17 protein-coding genes are annotated in these 21,638 nt (G+C 61.6%); 15 read left to right on the top strand and 2 right to left on the bottom strand.

Features of this window, described 5'->3' with window-relative positions; genetic code table 11:
* The first annotated feature begins 33 nt into the window (after positions 1–33).
* From AARI_RS15370 to AARI_RS15350, 5 genes are all read left to right on the top strand, one after another.
* A complete protein-coding gene (locus AARI_RS15370; RefSeq protein ID WP_041650205.1) occupies positions 34–1,497 on the top strand; it encodes an NCS2 family permease in 1,464 nt (487 codons plus the stop codon).
* A gap of 272 nt (positions 1,498–1,769) precedes the next feature.
* A complete protein-coding gene (locus AARI_RS15365; RefSeq protein WP_013350190.1) occupies positions 1,770–3,275 on the top strand; it encodes a xanthine dehydrogenase small subunit in 1,506 nt (501 codons plus the stop codon).
* Positions 3,272–5,605, top strand: coding sequence for a xanthine dehydrogenase molybdopterin binding subunit (gene xdhB / locus AARI_RS15360; RefSeq protein ID WP_013350189.1), 2,334 nt, complete (start codon positions 3,272–3,274; stop codon positions 5,603–5,605). The genes AARI_RS15365 and xdhB overlap by 4 nt, the downstream gene beginning before the upstream one ends.
* A gap of 2 nt (positions 5,606–5,607) precedes the next feature.
* Positions 5,608–6,426 (top strand): xanthine dehydrogenase accessory protein XdhC, encoded by an 819-nt coding sequence (xdhC, locus tag AARI_RS15355; RefSeq protein WP_013350188.1) that lies wholly within the window; start codon positions 5,608–5,610, stop codon positions 6,424–6,426.
* A 127-nt stretch (positions 6,427–6,553) separates the two neighbouring features.
* Entirely contained in the window at positions 6,554–7,318 is a 765-nt protein-coding gene (locus AARI_RS15350; protein ID WP_013350187.1) for a hypothetical protein, read from the top strand.
* Between the two features lie 184 nt (positions 7,319–7,502).
* Here the strand turns inward: AARI_RS15350 and purB are convergent, their stop codons facing one another.
* Positions 7,503–8,912: an adenylosuccinate lyase gene (gene purB, locus AARI_RS15345; protein WP_013350186.1), complete on the bottom strand. Its 1,410-nt coding sequence runs from the start codon at positions 8,910–8,912 to the stop codon at positions 7,503–7,505.
* Between the two features lie 139 nt (positions 8,913–9,051).
* On the opposite strand from purB, the gene AARI_RS15340 reads away from it, so the two are divergent.
* Both AARI_RS15340 and AARI_RS18735 read left to right on the top strand, forming a co-directional pair.
* Positions 9,052–9,324 carry a hypothetical protein gene (locus AARI_RS15340; RefSeq protein ID WP_013350185.1) on the top strand — a complete coding sequence of 91 codons (273 nt, stop codon included), beginning with the start codon at positions 9,052–9,054 and terminating at the stop codon, positions 9,322–9,324.
* Positions 9,325–9,326: 2 nt separating this feature from the next.
* Positions 9,327–10,676: a hypothetical protein gene (locus AARI_RS18735; protein ID WP_013350184.1), complete on the top strand. Its 1,350-nt coding sequence runs from the start codon at positions 9,327–9,329 to the stop codon at positions 10,674–10,676.
* Between the two features lie 161 nt (positions 10,677–10,837).
* Here the strand turns inward: AARI_RS18735 and AARI_RS15330 are convergent, their stop codons facing one another.
* Entirely contained in the window at positions 10,838–11,224 is a 387-nt protein-coding gene (locus tag AARI_RS15330) for a phage holin family protein (protein ID WP_013350183.1), read from the bottom strand.
* An 82-nt stretch (positions 11,225–11,306) separates the two neighbouring features.
* On the opposite strand from AARI_RS15330, the gene AARI_RS15325 reads away from it, so the two are divergent.
* The 8 genes from AARI_RS15325 (at position 11,307) to AARI_RS15290 (ending at position 21,635) form a co-directional block, all read left to right on the top strand.
* Positions 11,307–12,416 carry a histidinol-phosphate transaminase gene (locus AARI_RS15325; RefSeq protein ID WP_013350182.1) on the top strand — a complete coding sequence of 370 codons (1,110 nt, stop codon included), beginning with the start codon at positions 11,307–11,309 and terminating at the stop codon, positions 12,414–12,416.
* A gap of 127 nt (positions 12,417–12,543) precedes the next feature.
* Complete coding sequence (pdhA, locus tag AARI_RS15320) at positions 12,544–13,686, top strand: pyruvate dehydrogenase (acetyl-transferring) E1 component subunit alpha (RefSeq protein WP_013350181.1); 1,143 nt, start codon at positions 12,544–12,546, stop codon at positions 13,684–13,686.
* Entirely contained in the window at positions 13,687–14,664 is a 978-nt protein-coding gene (locus AARI_RS15315; RefSeq protein ID WP_013350180.1) for an alpha-ketoacid dehydrogenase subunit beta, read from the top strand.
* Positions 14,665–14,685: 21 nt separating this feature from the next.
* Positions 14,686–16,101, top strand: a complete 1,416-nt coding sequence (locus AARI_RS15310; protein ID WP_013350179.1) for a dihydrolipoamide acetyltransferase family protein — start codon at positions 14,686–14,688, stop codon at positions 16,099–16,101.
* A 134-nt stretch (positions 16,102–16,235) separates the two neighbouring features.
* Positions 16,236–16,676 (top strand): carboxymuconolactone decarboxylase family protein, encoded by a 441-nt coding sequence (locus AARI_RS15305; protein WP_013350178.1) that lies wholly within the window; start codon positions 16,236–16,238, stop codon positions 16,674–16,676.
* Entirely contained in the window at positions 16,676–17,572 is an 897-nt protein-coding gene (locus tag AARI_RS15300) for a sigma factor-like helix-turn-helix DNA-binding protein (protein ID WP_013350177.1), read from the top strand. The genes AARI_RS15305 and AARI_RS15300 overlap by 1 nt, the downstream gene beginning before the upstream one ends.
* A gap of 59 nt (positions 17,573–17,631) precedes the next feature.
* Positions 17,632–19,089, top strand: coding sequence for a hypothetical protein (locus AARI_RS15295; protein WP_013350176.1), 1,458 nt, complete (start codon positions 17,632–17,634; stop codon positions 19,087–19,089).
* Entirely contained in the window at positions 19,089–21,635 is a 2,547-nt protein-coding gene (locus AARI_RS15290) for a hypothetical protein (protein ID WP_157867166.1), read from the top strand. Before AARI_RS15295 ends, AARI_RS15290 begins: the two co-directional genes overlap by 1 nt.
* The last annotated feature ends 3 nt before the right edge of the window (positions 21,636–21,638 follow it).

The following is a 21,638-nucleotide window of genomic DNA, read 5'->3' as shown; positions in this document are numbered from 1 at the left end:
ACGACAAGTCGCTTGCCAGCTAGCCCCAAGGGCATGCAGCGAGGTAGCAAGCCGCGCCGTCCAGGCGGGCCGGGCGGCATCCTGGACGCGTTCTTCAGCATCACTGAACGCGGGTCCACTCTGGCGCGGGAAATGCGCGGTGGAGTCGTCACCTTCTTCACGATGGCCTACATCGTGATCCTCAACCCTCTGATCCTCGGAGGATTCAGCGACGACGCCGCACCCGTGGATGTGGCCGGCAACTGGCTCCCGGCCGCGCAGGTCGGTGCCATGACCGGCCTGACCGCCGGACTGATGACCATCCTGTTCGGACTGGTCGCCAACCTGCCCTTCGGCATGGCCGACGGGCTGGGCATCAACTCCTTCCTCGCCGTCTCGGTCATCCAGGAGGTCACCTGGCCCGAGGCCATGGGACTGGTGGTAATCAACGGACTGCTGATCGTCCTGCTCGGAATGACCGGGGTGCGCACCGCGATCTTCCGGGCCATCCCCAAGGACCTGAAAGCCGCGATCACCGTGGGCATCGGGCTGTTCATCACCTTCATCGGGTTCGTGGACTGCGGATTCGTCACCCGCACCGCCGCCGGTCCTCCGGTGCAGCTCGGCGATGGCGGGTCGATCGTATCGATCCCCACCATGATCTTCGTGGTGGGCCTGCTGATCATGGGCGCACTGGTGGCCCGCGGAGTGCAAGGCGCGATCCTGATCGGCATCGTGATCTCCACGGTGCTGGCGATGATCGCCGAGCTGGTCTTCAAGATCGGGCCGGGCGGGGCGGGTAATCCGCATGGCTGGCACCTGAATATGCCGGTACTGCGGGGCAATATCGTCTCGCTGCCTGATTTATCGCTGGCCGGAGAATTCGACCTGTTCGGCTCCTTCGCGCGGATCGGGGCACTGGCAGCCACCATGCTGGTCTTCACCTTGGTGTTCACCAACTTCTTCGACGCCATGGGCACAATGACCGGGCTGGCGAAGACCGCCGGGTTGGCGCATAAGGACGGAACGGTCCCGCGGCTCAAGGCGGCGTTCGTCGTCGAGGGCCTGGGCGCGGTGGCCGGCGGCATGGGCTCGTCCTCCTCGAATACCGTCTATGTGGATTCGGCCGCCGGCATTGGCGAAGGCGCGCGCACCGGACTTGCCTCGGTCATCACCGGGGTGCTGTTCCTGGGGTCGATGTTCTTCACGCCGCTGACCTCTGTGGTTCCCATTGAGGTGGCCGCCGCGGCACTGGTTCTGGTGGGCACCTTGATGTGCGCGCAGATCCGCGAAATCAACTTCAAGCGGTTCTCCAGGGCCATGCCGGCGTTCCTCACCTTGATCACCATGCCATTGACCTATTCCATTGCCAATGGCATTGGCGCCGGGTTCATCGCCTGGGTGGTGGTGAACAGCGCGGCAGGGCGGTATTCCAAGATTCACCCGTTGATGTGGGTCGTGGCTCTGGGGTTCCTGGTGTACTTCGCCCGAGGCCCCATCACCGCCCTGCTGGCCTGAAGCAATCCGGGCTATAGTAAGAACCCATCATGGTGATCCAGGTCACCTTGCTGGGTTGAGTGAAAGTGCATGACCCGAAATCTGGAGGGTAATCATGGGCGGATGCCTCGCCTGGTCCAAGGGCCAGATCGCGCACGGAGTCTGAACCCGCCGCAGCATGCGGCGGTGCCGTGGCCGAGCCTGAAATCTCCGGCCGGGCGCCAGTTCCCACCCATCATCCAATTCATTCATGGTGCGCCGGGCGATACCCGGGCGCAGGAGGTGTCAGCGGCATGAGCGCCGAGGCAACACAAGAGACAAAATGCCTGGTTACCGTCAACGGAACGGCCAAGGAAATCGACGGACCCCCGCATACCAACGCGCTGGATTTCTTGCGCGGGCAGGGACTGATCGGATGCAAGGAAGGCTGCGCCGAGGGCGAATGCGGCGCCTGCTCCATCCTGGTGGCACGCAGTGACGGGCAAGGCAGCAGATGGACGGCAGTGAACGCCTGCCTGCTGCCGGCCGCAGCACTTGATGGCCAGGAAATCATCACCTCCGAAGGGCTGGGCAGCGTCGCGGCGATGCACCCGGTGCAAGAAGAGATGGCCAACCGCGGCGGATCCCAGTGCGGATATTGCACTCCCGGATTCGTGTGCTCCATGGCCGCCGAATACTACCGCCCCGAGCGCTCCAGCCAACCCGCAGTCAGCGCGGGCGATGGCGAGGCGCACCAGTGCGGACCTAATGGATTCGACCTGCACGCGCTGTCGGGCAATCTCTGCCGCTGCACCGGGTACCGTCCGATCCGCGACGCCGCCTACGCATTGGGCACACCGGAAACCGAAGACCCCTTGGCAGCCCGGCAAGCTCAGCCGGTCCCGGAACCACCAGCTACCGACATCCAGCGCGCCGATACCCCCACGGGGGATTTGGGCCGTTTCCGCAGGCCGACGGATCTGGACCAGGCCTTGCAGATCCTTGCGGAAGAACCCGACACCGTGCTGCTGGCCGGCGGCACCGACTGGGGTGTGGAGGTCAATATCAAGGGAGCCCGCGCCCGCTCGGTGCTGGCCATCGACCGGTTGGCAGAACTGCGCCAGAGCCGCTGGACCGAAAAGTTCCTTGAACTCGGTGCTGGATGCACCCTGAGCGAGGTGGAACGCCAGCTGGCAGGAAAAGTTCCGCTGCTCTCAAAGCTCTTTCCGCAATTCGCTTCGAGGCTGATCCGCAACGGTGCGACCATGGGCGGAAACCTGGGCACCGGCTCACCCATTGGCGATACCCCGCCTGCCTTGCTGGCGCTGGAAGCCGAACTGGTGCTTTCCAGCATCCGCGGCAACCGGATGGTGGCGCTGGAGGACTACTTCACCGGATACCGGCAGAGCGTGCGCGAGCCGGGGGAGATGATCACGGCGATCCGTATCCCGCTCCCGCTCTCGGAACTGACCAGTTTCCAGAAGATCTCCAAACGGCGCTTCGACGACATCTCTTCGGTGGCCATCGGCTATGCAGTTCGTGCTGAAGGAGGACTGATCACCAAGGCCCGTATCGGGCTGGGCGGAGTAGCCGCCACCCCGCTGCGCGCCATTTCCACCGAAGCAATGCTTGAAGGCAAGCCCTGGAACCTGGAAACCATCCGGGCGGCCGCACACACCATGGGCTTAGAAGGAACACCCATGGATGACCACCGAGCCAGCGCCGAATACCGCAAGGCCATGCTGGCCTATTCACTTGAACGGTTCTATGCCCAGCAGCATTCGCGCTGTGCGGCTGAAGAAGGGGAGCAGAACTCATGAGCCAGCTATCCCAACGACCCGGCATATCGGTTGTCGGCCAGCGGCACCGCCATGAATCGGCGGACGGGCACGTTACCGGCACCGCACTGTACACCGATGATCTGTCCCAGCGACTGTCCGGGGTCCTGCACGCCTACCCGGTGCAGTCCACCCACGCCCACGCCAAAATCCTGGGCATTGAAACCAGTGCAGCGCTGGCAGCGCCCGGAGTCATCAAGGTAATCACCGCCCAAGACATTCCCGGAGTCAATGACCAGGGAGCCAAGCATGATGAGCCGATGCTCCCGGTCGATGAAGTGATGTTCTACGGGCAACCGGTGGCCTGGGTCTTGGGCGAGAGCCTGGAAGCGGCCAAGGCCGGGGCCAAATCGGTCACCGTGGACTATGAAGCACTGGAATCCCTGATCACCATCAAGGACGCCATGGCAGCCAACAGCTTTCACGGCATCCAGCCGGAGATCGCCAAGGGAGATCCAGAAGGCGCCTTCGCGCAAGCGGCCCATGTTTTCGAGGGGGATTTTGAATTCGCCGGGCAAGAGCACTTCTACCTGGAAACCCAGAACTCACTGGCCCTGGTGGATGAGAACGGGCAGATTATGATCCACTGCTCCACCCAGCACCCCACCGAAACCCAAGACATCGTCTCGCATGTGCTGGGAATCGACGCCAATGAGGTCACCGTGCAGGTCTTGCGCATGGGAGGAGGCTTCGGCGGCAAGGAAATGCAGCCCCATGGCTATGCCGCCGTGGCGGCGCTGGGCGCGGTGCTCACCGGACGGCCGGTGCGGGTGCGGCTGGACCGCACCCTGGACATGACCATGACCGGCAAGCGGCACGGATTCCATGCCACCTGGAAGATCGGCTTTGACGAGCAAGGCAGGTTCCTGGGACTTGACGCCCAGTTGACAGCTGACGGCGGGTGGAGCCTGGATCTGTCCGAACCGGTGCTGACCCGCGCGATGTGCCATATTGATAATTCCTATTGGATCCCGAACATCAGGGTCAAGGGGCGCATCGCCAAATGCCATAAAACCTCCCAAACCGCGTTCCGTGGCTTTGGCGGTCCGCAGGGCATGCTGGTCATGGAAGACATCCTGGGCCGGGTGGCCCCGCAGCTGGGATTGGACGCCAGGGAATTGCGCCGCCGCAACTTCTACACCGAAGGCCAAAACACCCCGTACTACCAGCCGGTGAGGCACCCCGAACGGCTGGAAGCAGCATGGAGCCAGGTACTGGACACCGCAGATATCGCACAGCGCGAAGCGCAGATCCGTGAATTCAATGCCGCGCATGAGCACACCAAACGGGCGCTTGCGCTGACCCCGGTGAAATTCGGCATCTCCTTCAACCTCACTGCCTTCAACCAGGGCGGCGCCCTGGTGCTGGTCTATAAGGATGGGTCGGTGCTGGTCAACCACGGCGGCACCGAAATGGGCCAGGGCCTGCACACCAAGATGCTGCAGGTGGCCGCCACCGCCTTGGGCGTCCCGCTATCGATGGTGCGCATCGCCGCGACGCGTACCGATAAGGTTCCCAATACCTCGGCCACCGCAGCCAGTTCGGGCAGCGACCTGAACGGTGGTGCGGTCAAAGATGCGTGTGAGCAGATCCAAGCACGCTTGGCCCAGGTAGCTGCCGGGAAACTTGGGGTCCCAGCCCATGAAGTTCGCTTTGGCGACGGCCAGGTGACGGCCTTGGGTAAGAGCGAATCACTGGACTGGAAGGAAGTCGTCAACGCCGCGTACTTCCAGCGCATCCAGCTTTCGGCCGCTGGGTACTACCGCACCGAAGGACTGCATTGGGACCTGTCGCGCATGACCGGCAGCCCATTCAAGTACTTCGCCTACGGGGTGGCGGCCAGCGAGGTAGAAGTCAGCCGCTTCGACGGTTCATACGTGCTGCGCCGGGTGGATATTGTCCATGATGTCGGAGATTCGCTTTCGCCACTGGTGGATCTGGGGCAAATCGAGGGTGGGTTCGTGCAGGGCTCCGGCTGGTTGACCCTCGAAGACCTGCGCTGGGATACCTCAGATGGTCCGGGACGCGGCCGAGTGGCCACCGCTGCGGCCAGCACCTACAAGATCCCCAGCTTCTCCGAGATGCCTGAGGTATTCAATGTTTCGCTGCTTCAAAAAGCACATGAGGAAGGTGCGGTTTATGGGTCCAAGGCGGTAGGTGAACCGCCGCTGATGCTCGCATTCTCGGTGCGTGAGGCGTTGCGCCAGGCCGTGGCAGAGTTCGGCCTGGCCGGACAGCCGGTGGAACTGGCCTCGCCAGCCACACCCGAAGCCGTCTTCTGGGCGATTGAATCGGTGCGGAAAGGAGCCTGACGATGCTGTCGTGGATTGAAGCGGTCACGGTACTGCGCAATGAACGACGTCCAGCGGTACTGGCCACCATTACCGCTGTACGGGGCCATGCCCCGCGTGAAGCAGGCGCGAAAATGGTCATTGCCAGCCAAGAGGTTTTTGGAACCATTGGCGGCGGCAACCTGGAAATGGCAACAATGGAACGCGCCCGGGAAATGATCGACCAGGCTGCGAGCGAACCGGAAAGTATCAGCATGAAGCTGAGCGACAAGGCGCCTGCCAAATACGGGCGGCAATGCTGCGGAGGCGAAATTACGGTGCTGCTCGAACCCCTGCCTGTTTCTGCCACGGTGGCGATTTTCGGGGTGGGAAATGTGGGCATGGAGTTGGCGCGGATTCTCAGCCGCCATGACTTGGATCTGTACCTGACCGATTCCCGTCCGGAATTTCTGGAAGAATTATCGGCTCTTGAACCAAGTGTCGCCCGGGTCCATCCGAATGTGGCGGTACTTGGCGAACAAGTGCTCAGCTGCTTGCCCGCAGGAGCCCATGTGCTGATCATGACCCATGATCATGCTGAGGATTTCCACCTCTGCGATGCCGCTCTGCGCCACCCTGGCTTGGGATCCATCGGGCTGATTGGATCTAGCGCCAAGTGGATCCGCTTCCAGAAGAATCTGGAAGCCAGTGGCTTCAGCGCCGAGGAGGTTAGCGCCATCCAGTGCCCCATTGGGCTTCCAGAAGTGCGCGGCAAGCAGCCGGCAGTGATTGCCGTGAGCGTGGCCGCCGAACTGCTGGGCCGGCTGACTGCCAAGGTGAAGCAGCCGGTGCGCAGCGCTTAGCTACGTTGGTGCCGGGCAATTATGAGAATAGTCTAACGTGGGGAACAAGGGGCCCTGCTGGGGAGTTTAAGCAGGTAGAGAGTGATGCTTCGTGCATCGCGCCGGCAATGCCTAGGAGGCCAACTTCATGTCCATGTTCGACAAATTACTGCGCAAGGGCAAGCAAATGGCCGGCGAGTACGTCCGCGAACAGCTCAATCAGCGCAGCTCCAATAGCAACCAGCGCGGATACGGAAACTCCCAGCGAGGCTACCAGCAGAACCCCGGCGGATACCAGCAGCCGCAGCAGCAGAACTACGGTGACCGCGGCTATGGCAATGCGCAGGCTTCGGGTGTCTCGCGCGAGGACCAAGCAGCAATTGAGAAGTACCGCTATATGCTGCGTACCGCTCCGCCGCAGGATATGGAACGTGCCCACGCTGAGGCCTTCGCCCGGCTGACCCCGCAGCAACGCGAACTGCTGCATCGCGAGCTTTCCGAGCAGTTGCCTCCGGCCGAGCGTCCGATGACCCAGGATCCAAGGGACCTGGCTCGTTCGGCGACCCGTGCGGAGATGTCCCGTCCTGGATTCATGGACAAGCTGCTGGGCTCCGGCGGCGGACGCCGTGGCATGGGGATGGCTGCTGGCGCGGCTGGCGGCTTGGGAGTTGGCCTGCTTGGCGGTGTGGCCGGTGCGTTCATCGGTACCGCCATTGCCGGACCGCTGCTTGATGGGTTCGCCGGCATCGGCGAAGAGTTCGGCTCCATGGCCGATGGCCTGGGCGATACCGTAGCCGGTGCCGGAGAGCAGATTTCCGCAGCTGGCGAAGGATTCGGAGACCAGGCAGGCGGAGCTTTCGGGGACTTCCTCGGTGGCGGTGGCGGCGGGGACTTCGGCGACTTCGAGTTCTAGATTCACTGATATCAAGCCGGCAGCAACTACGTGTTGCTGCCGGCTTTTTACATTCGCGCCGCCCGCGCAACTGGAAATTTACGCCCGAGTTTTTGATCTGGGTGCTTGGTGGAGGGCTGTTCAAAAGCCTGTGGCCCGCATTGAACCACGAAGGGTCAAACGGGCCACAGGCTGATATTTTGGGTTATTTCTTCAGGTGGTCGACCAGCTGCGAAGCGATGCCGTTGTAGGTGCCCGGGGTCAGGGACTGCAGGCGGGTTTCTGCTTCAGCAGACAGGCCCAGCTCGCCGACGAATTCCTTCAAGCGGGCTGCATCCACGCGGTGTCCGCGGGTCAGGTCCTTCAAGCGCTCGTATGGGTTGTCCATGCCTTCAACGCCGGCGATAGCCTCGGCGCGCATGACCATCTGGATGGCCTCGGCGAGAACTTCCCAGTTATGGTCCAGATCCTCAGCCAGCACAGCTTCGGCGACGGACAAACGATCCAGGCCCTTGGCGACGTTGGAGATCGCCAGGACCGAGTGGCCGATAGCGGTACCGATGTTGCGCTGCGAGGAGGAGTCGGTCAAATCGCGCTGCCAGCGGCTGGTCACCAGGGTGGAACCCAAGGTGTTGAGCAGGCCGTTGGAGATCTCCAAGTTGGCTTCGGCGTTCTCGAAGCGGATTGGGTTGACCTTGTGCGGCATGGTCGAGGAGCCGGTGGCGCCAGCGACTGGGATCTGAGCGAAGTAGCCGATGGAGATGTAGCTCCAGACATCGGTGCACAGATTGTGCAGGATGCTGTTGAAGCGTGCGATGTCTGCGTAGACCTCTGCCTGCCAGTCGTGGGATTCGATCTGGGTGGTCAGCGGGTTCCAGGTCAGGCCCAGGTGCTCGACGAAGCCCTGCGAGATCTGCTGCCAGTCGGCGTTTGGAACCGAAGCGTAATGGGCTGCGTAGGTGCCGGTTGCACCGTTGATCTTGCCCAGGTACTCGGTCTTCTCGATGCGGTCCAGCTGGCGGGTCAGGCGCCAGGCCAGTACTGCCAGTTCCTTGCCCAAGGTGGTTGGGGTAGCTGGCTGGCCGTGGGTGCGCGAGAGCATCGGCACTTCACGGGAATCCTCGGCCATCTTGGTCAGCTGGGCCACCAGATCGCGGGCGGCTGGCAGCCATACCTGCTGTACGCCACCCTGGACGCCCAGAGCGTAGGAGAGGTTGTTGATGTCTTCGGAGGTGCAGCCGAAGTGCACCAGCGGCTTGAGGTTTCCAATGCCGATCGCTTCCAAGCGGTTGGCGATGTAGTACTCCACTGCCTTCACATCGTGCACGGTGACCGCTTCGATCTCGGCCAGTTCCTTGACGGAATCTGCATCGAAATCGGTAACGATCTTGCGCAGGGCGGTCTTCTGTTCCGCAGTCAGCGGGGAAGTGCCTGGAAGTACGGAGTTGTCGGTCAAGTGGATCAGCCATTCAACTTCAACGTGAACGCGATCGCGGTTCAAAGCCGCTTCGGAAAGGTAGTCAACCAGCGGTGCCACGGCGCTGCGGTAGCGTCCGTCAAGGGCAGTCAAAGCCAGTGGTTCATTAGCAAGGGAAGTGCGCGCAATCTCAGCCATACTCATATTCTTCCATCCTCGGCGCTACATCACATCTTTTACTTCACCGCTGTTTCCACAGCTAGCGGCAAACAGTGCTGTCCGGCTCACAAAGCGATCCATGATGGTGGACAAATCCTTAGAGATGCGGAGTAGGCAAATGATGTTTCAAGCAACGCTGCTGAGCGTGGCCAGCCAGTTGGATGATGCCCAGAAAACTACGAAGTTCGCCATCGCGCAATTGGGTTCAATCAGTACATTGACTTGGAATTCAAAGGTTGGCAAGGCCTTTCTCGATAATGTCAACGAGCTCAGCGAAAGATTAGAAATGCTCACCGGCGAGTTGTCCAACGCTGAAGAATATTTGGGGATCGCCATGCGTGAGATCCAGAACTTGGAAGCACAAATCATGGATCAGCGAATGGCCTCGTAGCCATGGGATATGAAGTCAATTACAACGAATTGGATTACGCGCAAGCTGGCGAAATATGCCAGCAGGTTGCCCGCGATATCAACGACGTGGTCGATGCATTGGCCAATGCCTCGCAAACGGCAGATCGCTGCGAGGCGGATATGAATCTTCAATGCATGGTGTCTGGTATCGGAGCACGGGGCTACAGCGTTGGAATTTTAGGAGACTTGATCCGAAAGGGCTATCACCAAGCCAGAGAAGGTGAAATCCAAGCGTTCGAACTGACAGGAAAAGTCTCTGAGGCCATGCGCAATTATGAAGCTGCCGAAGCTGCCGTGGAACGCATGATGCTCACCAGCACCAGAAGCGTGCTGATAGGGGACTTCATTTCCAAGACCCGCGAAAACGGGTGGCGCCCACCGCGGGAGAACATGCAGACTTTTCTGCGGTTGCTGATGACCTACATGCCGCACTGGAGATTCAACACCGATAGAACACTGAACGACCAGATCGAAGGTGTCACCAAATTCCTGTCCCAGACAATCAAGGGGTTGGGACCGAACCGGAATACCGAAGTTGAACTCACGCAGCAGGACCCGGAACAAACAGTCGAAGTTGATGGCAAGCTGACCAGCTACTTCCAGCTGCACGAAATACTGGAAGGAAAGGGGACAGAAAATAACGGGAAGATCATGATCGTGCAGGCTGATCCTGATACGTATCTTGCACTGTTCCCGGGAACCCAGAACGACTTGGACGTTCCCTCGCCCTTTGGGTTGGAAGGCATTGCCGATGGTTTCGGTCTTGAATCTGAAAACTTCGTGGATCCCCTCGACGAGGCATTGGAGATCAGCGGGGCAAAAGAGGGTGATGAAGTAATTCTTTCCGGGTACTCGCAAGGAGGCATTCACGTCGCCCAGCTGATGAAGAACAAGTTCCTGAAGCACAAGTACAAGATGAACAAAGTCCTGACCCTGGGTTCGCCCATCGGGAACATCGACTTGCCTGAGGATGTTCGCAGCCTGCATGTCGAAGACCGGAAAGACATGGTGCCCGGCACTGACGGGACCGCTAATCCCAATAAGGATCAGCAGTACACGACAACCTTTCCCGGTCCACGTGAGCAGATGAATGGAATCCTGCCAGAGGATGGCTTATTCGGTCCGCCGCATAACCTCAAGAATTACGGTGATCATCTGCTGGAGCTTGACCAAGAACCAAAGACCGAAATTCGCGAGCACTTGAAGAATTTCTACCTGCCTGAACCGCTGGTGAAAATACGGATGTTCAGGCTTGAACGCAAAGAAAAGAAGCGTCCACCGCTGAAAGAAGAGGACAAAGAACGCCTCAATCAGGTGGCGCCGCCGCATTAGGCCGAGGCCGGATGGAAGAGAACAAGTTCCTGATGTCAGCTCGGTAAAAGATTTGCGGAGACAAGAGCTGTTCAGCAGCGCCGTATTGAGCGGATTAACGCACTAGAGGAGGGCATCGGGTAGATGCCCTCCTCTAGTGCGAAGTGTTGAACTCTCTGGCTTTACTCGTTCCCGCTCTTGACGAACAATCCCAGGACCGCCGAGACGATGGAAATGATGATCGTGCCAGCGATGGCGTCCCACCAGAATTTCTCGATGATCAGTTCGAATGGGGTGAAGGTAGTCAGCCATGAAGTCAGCAGTAGCATCACGGCATTGATCACGATGGTGAACAGGCCCAAGGTCAGGCATGTGATTGGCAAGGAGAACAGCTTGACGACCGGACGTACCAGGGCGTTGACCAAGCCGAAGATTGCAGCAACCACCAGATAGGCGATCACCGTGCTCGTGAGCCCTTCATTTGTCGCGACGATTTTGAGGCCGGGCACAATCCAAACGGCCGCCGCGAGGGCAAGTGCATTGACGATGACTCGAATCAGGAAGCTCATGCCTTAATTTTGTCATATAAAGCAGAGATGAAGATGAACTGCAGATATCGCTAAGGCCGTAGTGAGGACTAGGCTTTGAAGTATGACTGAGAACCCGGTGACCCAAGATCAGGTGCAGCCACGCTCTGTAGTTGCACGTTTGCCAAAATACGCAGCGGGCAAGCCGCCAGCGTCTGTTCAGGGCATGACAGCCTACAAGCTGTCGTCGAATGAAATTCCCTTTGGACCATTGGATGCGGTGCATCAGGCCGTGGTCGAGCAGAACAGCTTGAACCGCTACCCGGATCCGCTGTCCACCAAGTTGCGCGATGCGCTCGCCGATTACCTGGACGTTCCGGCACAGGACATTGTGACCGGTGCAGGTTCGCTCGGTGCCCTGGTGCAGATCCTCAATACCTTCGCGGGGCAGAACGAAGATGGCGTTCAGGACGAAGTGATCTATGCGTGGCGTTCCTTTGAGGCCTACCCGATTCTGGTGCAGACTGCCGGAGCTCTTCCGGTGGAAATCCCGTTGCTTGAGGATGGACGCCATGATCTGGAATCCATGATTGCCGCGGTCAACGAGAACACGTCGGTGATTTTGCTGTGCACCCCGAATAACCCAACCGGCCCAGTGCTGACGCAGGCCGAAGTTGATGACTTCCTGGCTCGGGTTCCCAAGAATGTACTGGTAGTCCTCGATGAGGCGTATATCGAGTTCGTTCGCGACGAGAAGTCGGTGGACGGCATCCACACCTACAACGAGAACGAAAACGTCGTTCTGCTGCGTACCTTCTCCAAGGCCCACGGCATGGCGAACCTGCGCGTGGGCTATTCGGTGGCTCACCCGCAGATCACTGAAAATATCCGTGTCGTAGCCACGCCGTTTGCCGTCTCAAGCGTGGCTGAAGACGCTGCGGTCGCTTCGCTGGCCAACATCGACCAGGTGCTTGAGCGCGTTGAAGGGTTGGTATCCGAACGCGAACGCGTGGTGGCTGCCTTGAGCGAGCAGGGGTGGAAGATTCCATCCACGCAGGCGAACTTCGTGTGGCTGCCACTGGGTGCGAACACCGAACAGTTTGTCGAACGGGCAAACGCGGTGGCCCTGTCGGTGCGCGGCTTCGCTGATGAAGGGGTGCGTGTCTCCATCGGCGAAGTCGAGGCAAACGATCGTTTTATTGAACTGTGCAAGGAATCACTAGACCTGGCATAGGTGTAACTGGGGCTGTTTTCTCGCGCTTTAGCGGTCGATGCCTATAGGCTTAGGAAGTAGACAAGCCGTATATGTCCCATGCGGAATGTATTCCGCGTGGGGCATATTCATGACCGAAGGATGATAGATGACGCGTGCTGAGACCCAGGCGTCGGAGACGGATCTGATTCAGATCTTGACACCGGACGGCCAGCGTCAGTCCCACGAAACGTACGATGCGTATCTGGGCGACGTTGACGATGACATGCTCCGCTGTTTCTACCGCGACATGGCGTTGACCCGTCGATTCGACCAAGAGGCCACAGCACTGCAGCGCCAGGGCCAATTGTGCCTCTGGGTCCCACTGCGCGGACAGGAAGCGGCGCAGATCGGCTCGGGCCGCGCCACGCGTCCAAGCGACTACATCTTCCCGACGTACCGCGAACATGGCGTGGCGCTGACCCGCGATGTCTCGTTCTCCGAGATGCTGCGCCTGTTCCGCGGCATTTCCGGCGGCGGCTGGGATCCACGGGAAAACAACTTCCACATGTACACCATGGTGCTCGCCGCCCAAATGCCGCATGCAGCTGGCTACGGCATGGCGCTGAACATGGAACAGCGAGGCTGGGATGAAGCCCGCCGTGCCAAGGAAGGCAACGCCGTCGTGGCGTACTTCGGCGATGGTTCCTCCACCGAGGGCGAGACCCATGAGTCCATGGTCTTCGCCAGCTCCTTCAACGCACCGGTGGTCTACTTCTGCCAGAACAACCAGTGGGCCATCTCGGTGCCATTCGAAGTTCAGTCCAAGGTGCCGCTGGTCAAGCGCGCCGCCGGCTACGGCATGCCGGGGATCCGCGTGGACGGCAACGACGTGCTTGCAGTCCTGGCAGTCACCCGCTGGGCACTGGAACATGCCCGCAGCGGCAAGGGACCGGTGCTCATCGAGGCCGTCACCTACCGCCTGGGAGCGCACACCACCGCCGATGATCCGACCAAGTACCGCATGAGCGAAGAAGAAGCCCAGTGGGCGCCGAAGGATCCGCTGATCCGCCTCGAAACCTACCTGCGCGAAAACAACCTCGTCGACGACGCCTTCTTCGAGCAGCTCTCCGCCGACGCCAACGCAATGGCCGCCAAGGTCCGCGAAGACGCCATGGCATTCCCTGTCCCACCGCTGGCCAAGTCCTTTGAACAGGTCTACGCCGAAGCGCATCCACTGATCCAGGAAGAACTGGCCTGGCATCTGGAATACGAAGCAGGATTTGCCGACGCGGCCGAGGGAGAGCACTAAATGACCACCACAATGACTCTGGCCAAGGCCATTACCAGCGGCCTGGACAAGGTGCTGGAATCCAACGACAAGTCGTTGCTGATGGGCGAAGACATCGGACGCCTCGGCGGCGTCTACCGCATCACCGACGGATTGATGGCAAAGTACGGCGAGCACCGCGTCATCGACTCCCCGCTGGGCGAAGCCGGAATCGTGGGCACCGCCGTGGGCATGGCCCTGCGCGGATACAACCCGCTGGTGGAGATCCAGTTCGACGGCTTCGTCTTCCCTGCCTTCAGCCAGATCACCACCCAGCTGGCCAAGATGCACGCCCGCTCCGAGGGACGACTGACCGCCCCGGTAGTCATCCGCATCCCCTACGGCGGCGGCATCGGCTCCATCGAGCACCACTCCGAATCCCCGGAAGCGCTATTCGCGCACACCGCGGGACTGCGCATCATCACCCCATCCAACGCGCATGACGCCTACTGGATGATCCAGCAGGCCGCGACCTGCCAGGACCCGGTGATCTTCTTCGAACCCAAGCGCCGCTACTGGCTCAAGGGCGAGGTCGACACCGAAACCCCGGCACTGGATGCCTTCAAAGCCCAGGTAGTACGCCAGGGCACCGATGCCACCATCGTGGCCTACGGCCCGCTGGTGCCGATCGCCTTGGCTACCGCCGATGCCGCGCTGGAAGATGGACGCTCCATCGAGGTCATCGACCTGCGCTCGCTCTCGCCGATCGACTTCGACACCATCACCGAATCCGTGCAGAAGACCGGCCGGCTGATTGTCACCCATGAAGCCCCGACCTTTGGCGGCCTGGGCGGCGAAATCGCCGCTCGCATCACCGAACGCGCCTTCCTCTCGCTGGAAGCTCCGGTGCTGCGCGTGGGCGGATTCCACATGCCATACCCGATTTCCAAGGTGGAGTCCCAGTACCTGCCGGATATCGACAAGTTGCTTGAAGCCCTCGACCGGTCCTTCGCGTACTGATGCGGAAGCCAAGGAGTAGAAATGACAGTCTTTAATCTCCCCGATGTGGGTGAAGGCCTGACCGAAGCGGATATCGCCTCATGGAAGGTCAAGGTCGGCGACACCGTCGAGGTCAACCAGGTGTACGTGGAAATCGAAACCGCGAAGTCCCTGGTCGAGCTTCCCTGCCCTTTCGCCGGCGTCGTCACCGAACTGCACGCCGCCGAAGGCGACACCGTGCTGGTGGACAACCCGCTGATCACCATCGACGAAGAGGGCAACGCCGCCCCTCCAACCGGTGTGCCCGAAGTAGCCGAAGCCTTGAGCACGGCCGCGCCGCAGGCCTCGGAAGAACCTGGCCCGCTGGTCGGTTCGGGTCCGACCGCCGACTCCTCGGTACGCCGGGTACGCACCAGCCGTCCGGCCCCGTCGGCCACCGGACAGCGCTCGGCAGCAGTACGCGCCTCGGGTTCGGCCCTGGCGGAGAACATCACCCGCCGTGCGCAGTCGCTGGGCAACGCGGTCACCCGCGAGGTGGACCGCCGCAAGCCGGCGGTCGCGAACTTTGTTGACCGCGTGCTGGCCAAGCCGCCGGTACGCCGCCTGGCCAAGGACCTGAGCATCGATATCAATGATGTCGTCGGTACCGGCAGCCAGGGCGAAATCACCCGTGAGGATATCAACAGCTACCAGGCCCAGCGCGAAGCCGAGCACGCCGCGGCGCCAACCTACTGGGCCCATGGCCAGCTGGCCGATGCCCGCATCGAGCGCACACCGGTGCGCGGGGTGCGCAAGGCCACCGCGAAAGCCATGGTGGAGTCGGCATTCACCGCACCGCATGTCTCGATCTTCGTGGACGTGGATGCCAGCCGCACGATGGAATACGTGCAGCGCTTGAAGAAGTCCCGCGATTTCGAGGGCATCAAGGTCTCGCCATTGCTGGTGCTGGCACGCGCGGTCATCTGGGCTGCCGCGCGCAACCCATCGGTCAACGCCAGCTGGGTGGAGACCGAGAATGGCGCGGAGATCCACCAGAAGCGCTTCATGAACCTGGGCATTGCCGCAGCCACCCCGCGCGGCCTGCTGGTGCCGAATATCAAGGATGCCCAGAACCTGAGCATGAAGGAACTGGCCATTGCCCTGAACGAGCTGGCGACCACCGCTCGTGCCGGCAAGACCCGTCCTGAGGACATGCGCGATGGTTCGCTGAGCATCACCAACATCGGTGCGCTGGGCATCGATACCGGCACCCCGATCATCAACCCGGGCGAGGTCGCGATCGTTGCCTTCGGCACCATCCGCCAGAAGCCATGGGTTGTGGATGGGGACGTGGTCCCGCGCTGGATCACCACCCTGGGCGGCTCCTTCGACCACCGCGTGGTGGACGGGGACCTCTCGGCCCGCTTCATGGCCGATGTCGCCTCGATCCTGCAGGAACCAGCCCTGTTGCTGGACTAAACGCCTGAAAATGACACCCCGGGGAAAACTCCTGAAAAAGTTTTCCTCGGGGTGTCACAGTTCAAGCTCGGAATCCGACGTACTTTTGAAGGGCATGAGATTGCCTGGACACCACGACGGATTGGAGCCATGCCATGCGCATGAATTTGAGCAAGACCCATAAGAAGGGCTACGCCGCAGTGCTGGGATTGGAAGGCTACGCCAGCGGATCGTTGCCCAAGGAACTCTACGAACTGGTCAAGCTGCGTGCCTCGATCCTGAACGGATGCTCCTTCTGCACCGACATGCATTCGCACGACGCATTGGAAATGGGCATGCCGGCAGCGAAGCTCTTCGCGGTGGCTGCCTATAACGATTCCCCGCTGTTCAGCGCTGCCGAACGCGCTGCCCTGCGATTGACCGACGCAGTAACCCGGCTGGATCCGCTGCAAGGCGTCAGTGATGAGGTCTTCAATGCCGCCGCAGAAGAATTCAGCGAAGAAGAAGTGGGCAACCTGATCTTGGCCATCGCCACCATCAATGTCTGGAACCGCATCGCCATCACCACGCAGCTCGAGCCACCTGTGCGCGGCTAATGCCGGAAGCAGCTCCATCGCCCGGGGTGGAGCAGTGGCATGCCCAGCGCGGTCAACTGACCGCGCTGGCCTACAGCATGCTCGGGCAGTGGGCGCAGGCCGAAGACGTGGTCAGCGCCGTCGGCGAGCAGATCCTGTCCATGGATCCTGCCACGGCTACTGGCGTGCGCCGTTGGGAAGGATATCTGCGGGCACTGACCACACGCCGGGCCATCGATGCGCTGCGCTCGGTGCAGCAGCAGCGCACCGAATACGTCGGCACTTGGCTGCCCGAGCCGGTAGACCAGGCACTGCTGCCCGAGGACGCGGTGGCCAACGAATCGATGCTGCGATTGGGAGTGCTCTTCTTGCTCGAAGAACTCTCCGCACCGGCGCGCGCCGCCTACGTGCTGCACCACGGGCTGGGCTATTCCTCGTCGCAGATCGCTAACGTGCTGGCGGTGAAGCCGGCCGCGGTGCGCCAGATGCTCAGCCGCGCCGCGCGGAAACTGGGCCGAGCCCAAGCCCCGCAACGTGAGGAAGCCGAGGTCAAAGGCCTGCTGGCCCGCATCGTGCAGGCCATTGAACGCGCAGATGTCCCCGAGCTGGTCGCCTTGCTCGATGCACAGGTCGTCCTTCACTCCGATGGCGGCGGGCAGGTGCGCGCCGCCCTGAATCCGGTTTCCGGTGCCGACCGCGTGGCCCGGTTCCTGATTGGCGTGCAGCGCAAGAACCCGGTAGGCAACGTCAGTTTGGGACAGGTCAACGGCGCCCCGGCGCTGCTGATGGAACGCGAAGGACGCACGGACCTGCTCACCGTGGACATGGCGGCAGGAGCGGCCACACGCATCTTGCTGATCGCCAACCCCCAGAAACTGGGGCATCTGGGCGCAGCATTCGGACCACTGCCCGGATAGCGGCAGGACCCTGCCCGGGGAACTAAGTTAGTCAATCTCGTGTTGATACCATGGAACTCATGGACCGCACCACCAGCCCTGGCAAGATTTCTGCAACAAGGATCATCTGCGCCTGCTTGGGCGCGCTGCTGCTGATGGCTGGATTGAACGCACTGAGCTTTCCTGCCCAAGCCGCTGGCGAAACCACCGAGCCGGTCTACCCCTCGGCGCCGCCTGCGCAGGACTCCGAGGATGAAGGCAGCGTGCTGATCCCGAGTGTCACGTCCCAGGAAGGACAGTTCTATCTGGCAGTCACCGATGCGGCACTGGATAACGTGGACCAAGAACAAATCATGGATGCGGTCCGTGAAGCTGTCGCCGGGCAGAACGCAAAGATCCTGCTCGGAGTGGATCAGGAACCGAACAACCTGAAGGGCGCGGCCCAGCTGGTGCGCGGCATGCTGTTGTTCGGAGACAGCGACGCGATGGCCGATGACTGGCTGGAGAACGGCAAGGAGCTGGGCTACGTCGGCAAGGGCTGGATTGCCATTGGCGTGATGCTGCCGGAGACGAGCGGAGATCCGGTCCAGGTCTACGTTGACCCGGGACGCGACGTGAGCGAAACCCAGCCTGGCGGCCGGGACGCGGTCATGGAGGCCGGCGCAGCTGAATTCGCGGCCGGGGACTACACCGAAGGCACCATCGCAGTAGCGCTGGATGCCACCAAGCAGCTGCAAGCTCCTGCCGATAAGACCTTGGTTAAGCTCATCGCCCTGGGCGTGCTCGCACTGTTGGCGATCGTTGGAATCATCTGGGCGCTGCTGGCTAAGAAGCGCAAGGCCAAGGGCGTGCAGGTGGCGCGGCGGGCCAAAGAAGCCGAAGTGCTTGTTTCGAAAATCCACCGCGGCCGCAACTTCCTGGCCCGCCGGCATGTGCCGGACCCGGGCTTGCCCTCTACCCGCACCACCAGCGCCATCTTCGCCGGAATCCAGGAGCGGCGCACCCAGGTTCTGGCCCTGCCTCCAACGGCCGAATCACAGAACCCATCCGAGCGAGAGCTGAATGAGCTGCGCGCCCGCGAGCAGGAACTATCACAGCTGGGCAGCGCCATCATACTGTGCACTGAACTAGCCGGCACTCCGGCGAAGAACCGGGATACCTGGCGGGGAATCTTCGGGGCGCACACTGCCAAGGTGGAAGAGCTGGCACTGTTCCTGGACCTGCCAGGAGCCAGTGATTCTCACTGCGCGCCCGCGGTGCGCACCGTGATCATCACCCATACCGATGCCCTGCGGCAGCTGCGCCGAGAGGTGGAACAGCGCGGCGCTGGAATGCGGGAATCACTAGCGGTTTTGGAGAAACTGTGGCCGCTGCGTGAAGAACTCGACCAAGTCTGCAAGGAGGCACGAGGCGAACTGCGCAAAGGAAGTGTGAAGGGCGAACACCGCGCCAAGAGCACGCATCTTTTCGAATCGCCCGAAGGCGAAGACGGCTTGGGGCTGCTCATCGGCTTGGCAGGCAAGGGCGGTAGCCGCTGATGCCAACAAGAATGCTGCATGACTCCATGGGCCGCCGCTTGCGCCGTCCATGGCATTGGTCTGGGGTGGCCGCGATCATCATGGCGGTGCTCACCGCGCTGTTCGGCATCCAAGCCGGCCTGTCCATCGCCGCGGCGAATAAGCCGCTGGAACACGAAGTACGGATCATCGTGGAAGGCGAGCAGGACTACAACATCAGCCAGGGGACCGTTGATGCGCAGCTGGCAGGCCATCCCGTCCGCTCCTCGATACCGCTGACTCTGGTGCTGACCGACCGCTGGCTCACCGGCGATGAACTGCTGCGCGGCGAAGTTCCGGAAAATACCATCATTCTCAGCTCCCAGCTCGAAAACCTGGAGCAGGACTATGATGATCCGCAGTTCTCCGAGCAACGATTCGACGGTGCCGGGGTGGATTACCGGCTGATGGGCAGCGAGGAAGAACTCGACGACGCAAGCTACGACATCGCCGGGTCCTTCACCAAGAACGTCTCGGTGGGCCACGGGCCCAAGGCCGTGATCGCCGCAGCGCATACCGCGGCGGTGGCCACCGGTGATACGACACCGCGCAGCATGCTCTTCTGGTTCACCGTGGTGGGCGCGAGCGCAATGATCACCGCGGCCTTCTTCGCTCGCTCGCTGTCCTTCCGGCGACGCTGGTCCTCGCGCCATCGCCGGTTAGCTGCCGCGCAGCGCAAGCTGGCGCGCGTAGTGCTGGACCTCGAAGCGCTGGAAGCCACCTACTACGCCACCGCGGAATCCCGCCGTCCCCAAGGCTTCACCAAAGCCTGGTCGCAGCTTCAGCAGCTTTCGCTCTCCCTCGCCCGGCGCGAGGATGCTGTGGTCAGTTCAGTGTTCGATCGCAAGAATTGCCTCGATCAGACCACGAACATCCTGCTGAGCGAATTCGAAACCGATGCTCGCAAGCTGACCAGCCTGGCCGACAGCCTCATGGGTGCAGGCTCGGTTCACGCAGACCTGGCCGGAACCGGTTCGGTATTCGACAAGCTCAGTACGCCCATCAACGATGCGGCCACCAAGCTGCTGATCCGCTTGGAGAACGCTCCAGGCCAGATGGTCCGCGGCACCGACATTGAGCAGCTGCGCGATGCGCTGGGTTCGCTGCTGCAGGCCGCACGCGGCAACGCCCAGCACAGCGTGGCGGTGCAGCGCTGGGCCGCTGCGGAGAAAGAATTGGCACAGGCAGCCCACAGGATTATCGGCCGTTTGCGCCACTATCCTCATGGCAAGCGGCCAACGGTGGAACCACTGGATGAGTCGCTTGATGATTTGCGCGCCACCTTGGGACTGGGCGCGGCAAGCGCCAAGGGCGCGCTGCATCGGCTGCGCGTGGCCAACTCGATGACCCGCGCAATCCTGGGCGACACCTTGGACAGCGATCGTCAGGAGTCAGCGCCGAAGCCGAAGAAATCCGGCAAGCCCGCACACCACAAGGAGCTGGTGCGCGGAACCAGCCGCCTGGTCAAGTACGGCCTGCTGGCAGGGCTGCTGGTTGCCAGCCTGATTTGCGCAGGGCTGGTAGTCGCCAGCCTGCCCCAGGCTCCCAAGGCCACCTATGAGGGCAGCGGCCAAGGGATGGTGCTGCAGATCGATGACAAGGCGAAGCTGGTCGATGAATCAGAGATCCGCAGGTACATGCATGAGGACTTCGCCGAACGCCAGGACTTGCTCATTGCGGTGCGTGACGCCGAGTCCTATTTGGAATTCACCCGCATTGAAGGCAGCGAGTACCGCGATTCCACGCCGCAAAGCGTGCGCGAGGCGATCTGGCGGATCAAGGACGAATACCCGGATCGGCAGGATCCTGCCAGTGGTGAGCTGGATGGGGATCTGACCATTATTCCGCTGCTGATCACTGATGCGGGCGACGGCATCATGCCGGGGTTGATTTCCGGGGCCGTGATCAGCGGTGAAGCTTCCTGGGGCTCGACCAGCGGCTGGGACTACGGAAGCATCCACGAATCGAAGTACCCGGCCATGGAAGCGGCCAATGCGGCCGAGGATTTCGCGGTGGTGCTCAAGCGCGCCGGCTATGAAAAGCCGGATTACAACGTGAGTCTGCTGTACTGGATGCTCGTGTTCATGCTGTTCTTCAGCGTGCTCAACCTGGTTCAGGTGGTGCAGTACCTGCTGGGTGCAACCACCAGGTTCAGCCGGTTCTCCCGCGGATCGCGCTCCGTGCAGCGCTCGCGCCGCAAGCTGGAACAGCTGGCGTTGGGACTGGAGGAAACGCAGATCAACGCGGTCGCGGTGCTCGGTGCGAGTAGCTCGGGCCGTGCCGATGAGGCCGGCCAGCGTCTGTTCGAACGTGCGCTGATGATGGCCTGGCGCGAGGCAGAGGAACTGTCCACGATGACTTTGGGCCAGCGGCTGTCGCCGGGCTATGAACGGCGAACCGCGCATCTGGCGCAGCTGGTGGAACTGCTCGGGGAGCGCGACGCCGATGTTGCACGCCGCGCCAAGGCACTGGTGGTGGCCAGCCGCGGTGCCGGCGGTGATGCGCCGGCACCGGTGAAGCTGGCCTAGATC

Source organism: Glutamicibacter arilaitensis Re117 (assembly GCF_000197735.1).
Classification (GTDB): domain Bacteria; phylum Actinomycetota; class Actinomycetes; order Actinomycetales; family Micrococcaceae; genus Glutamicibacter; species Glutamicibacter arilaitensis.
Note: the sequence above shows the minus strand (reverse complement) of the source record. Positions and strands in the feature narration are given on the sequence as shown.

What these genes read in the sequence shown, in the direction of transcription:
- AARI_RS15340 (WP_013350185.1), top strand. Translation starts at nt 9,052, where the DNA reads ATGATGTTTCAAGCAACGCTGCTGAGCGTGGCCAGCCAGTTGGATGAT.
- xdhC (WP_013350188.1), top strand. Translation starts at nt 5,608, where the DNA reads ATGCTGTCGTGGATTGAAGCGGTCACGGTACTGCGCAATGAACGACGT.
- AARI_RS15315 (WP_013350180.1), top strand. Translation starts at nt 13,687, where the DNA reads ATGACCACCACAATGACTCTGGCCAAGGCCATTACCAGCGGCCTGGAC.
- xdhB (WP_013350189.1), top strand. Translation starts at nt 3,272, where the DNA reads ATGAGCCAGCTATCCCAACGACCCGGCATATCGGTTGTCGGCCAGCGG.
- AARI_RS15305 (WP_013350178.1), top strand. Translation starts at nt 16,236, where the DNA reads ATGCGCATGAATTTGAGCAAGACCCATAAGAAGGGCTACGCCGCAGTG.
- AARI_RS15350 (WP_013350187.1), top strand. Translation starts at nt 6,554, where the DNA reads ATGTCCATGTTCGACAAATTACTGCGCAAGGGCAAGCAAATGGCCGGC.
- AARI_RS15295 (WP_013350176.1), top strand. Translation starts at nt 17,632, where the DNA reads ATGGACCGCACCACCAGCCCTGGCAAGATTTCTGCAACAAGGATCATC.
- AARI_RS15310 (WP_013350179.1), top strand. Translation starts at nt 14,686, where the DNA reads ATGACAGTCTTTAATCTCCCCGATGTGGGTGAAGGCCTGACCGAAGCG.
- AARI_RS18735 (WP_013350184.1), top strand. Translation starts at nt 9,327, where the DNA reads ATGGGATATGAAGTCAATTACAACGAATTGGATTACGCGCAAGCTGGC.
- purB (WP_013350186.1), bottom strand. Translation starts at nt 8,912, where the DNA reads ATGGCTGAGATTGCGCGCACTTCCCTTGCTAATGAACCACTGGCTTTG.
- AARI_RS15290 (WP_157867166.1), top strand. Translation starts at nt 19,089, where the DNA reads ATGCCAACAAGAATGCTGCATGACTCCATGGGCCGCCGCTTGCGCCGT.
- AARI_RS15365 (WP_013350190.1), top strand. Translation starts at nt 1,770, where the DNA reads ATGAGCGCCGAGGCAACACAAGAGACAAAATGCCTGGTTACCGTCAAC.
- AARI_RS15370 (WP_041650205.1), top strand. Translation starts at nt 34, where the DNA reads ATGCAGCGAGGTAGCAAGCCGCGCCGTCCAGGCGGGCCGGGCGGCATC.
- pdhA (WP_013350181.1), top strand. Translation starts at nt 12,544, where the DNA reads ATGACGCGTGCTGAGACCCAGGCGTCGGAGACGGATCTGATTCAGATC.
- AARI_RS15325 (WP_013350182.1), top strand. Translation starts at nt 11,307, where the DNA reads ATGACTGAGAACCCGGTGACCCAAGATCAGGTGCAGCCACGCTCTGTA.
- AARI_RS15330 (WP_013350183.1), bottom strand. Translation starts at nt 11,224, where the DNA reads ATGAGCTTCCTGATTCGAGTCATCGTCAATGCACTTGCCCTCGCGGCG.
- AARI_RS15300 (WP_013350177.1), top strand. Translation starts at nt 16,676, where the DNA reads ATGCCGGAAGCAGCTCCATCGCCCGGGGTGGAGCAGTGGCATGCCCAG.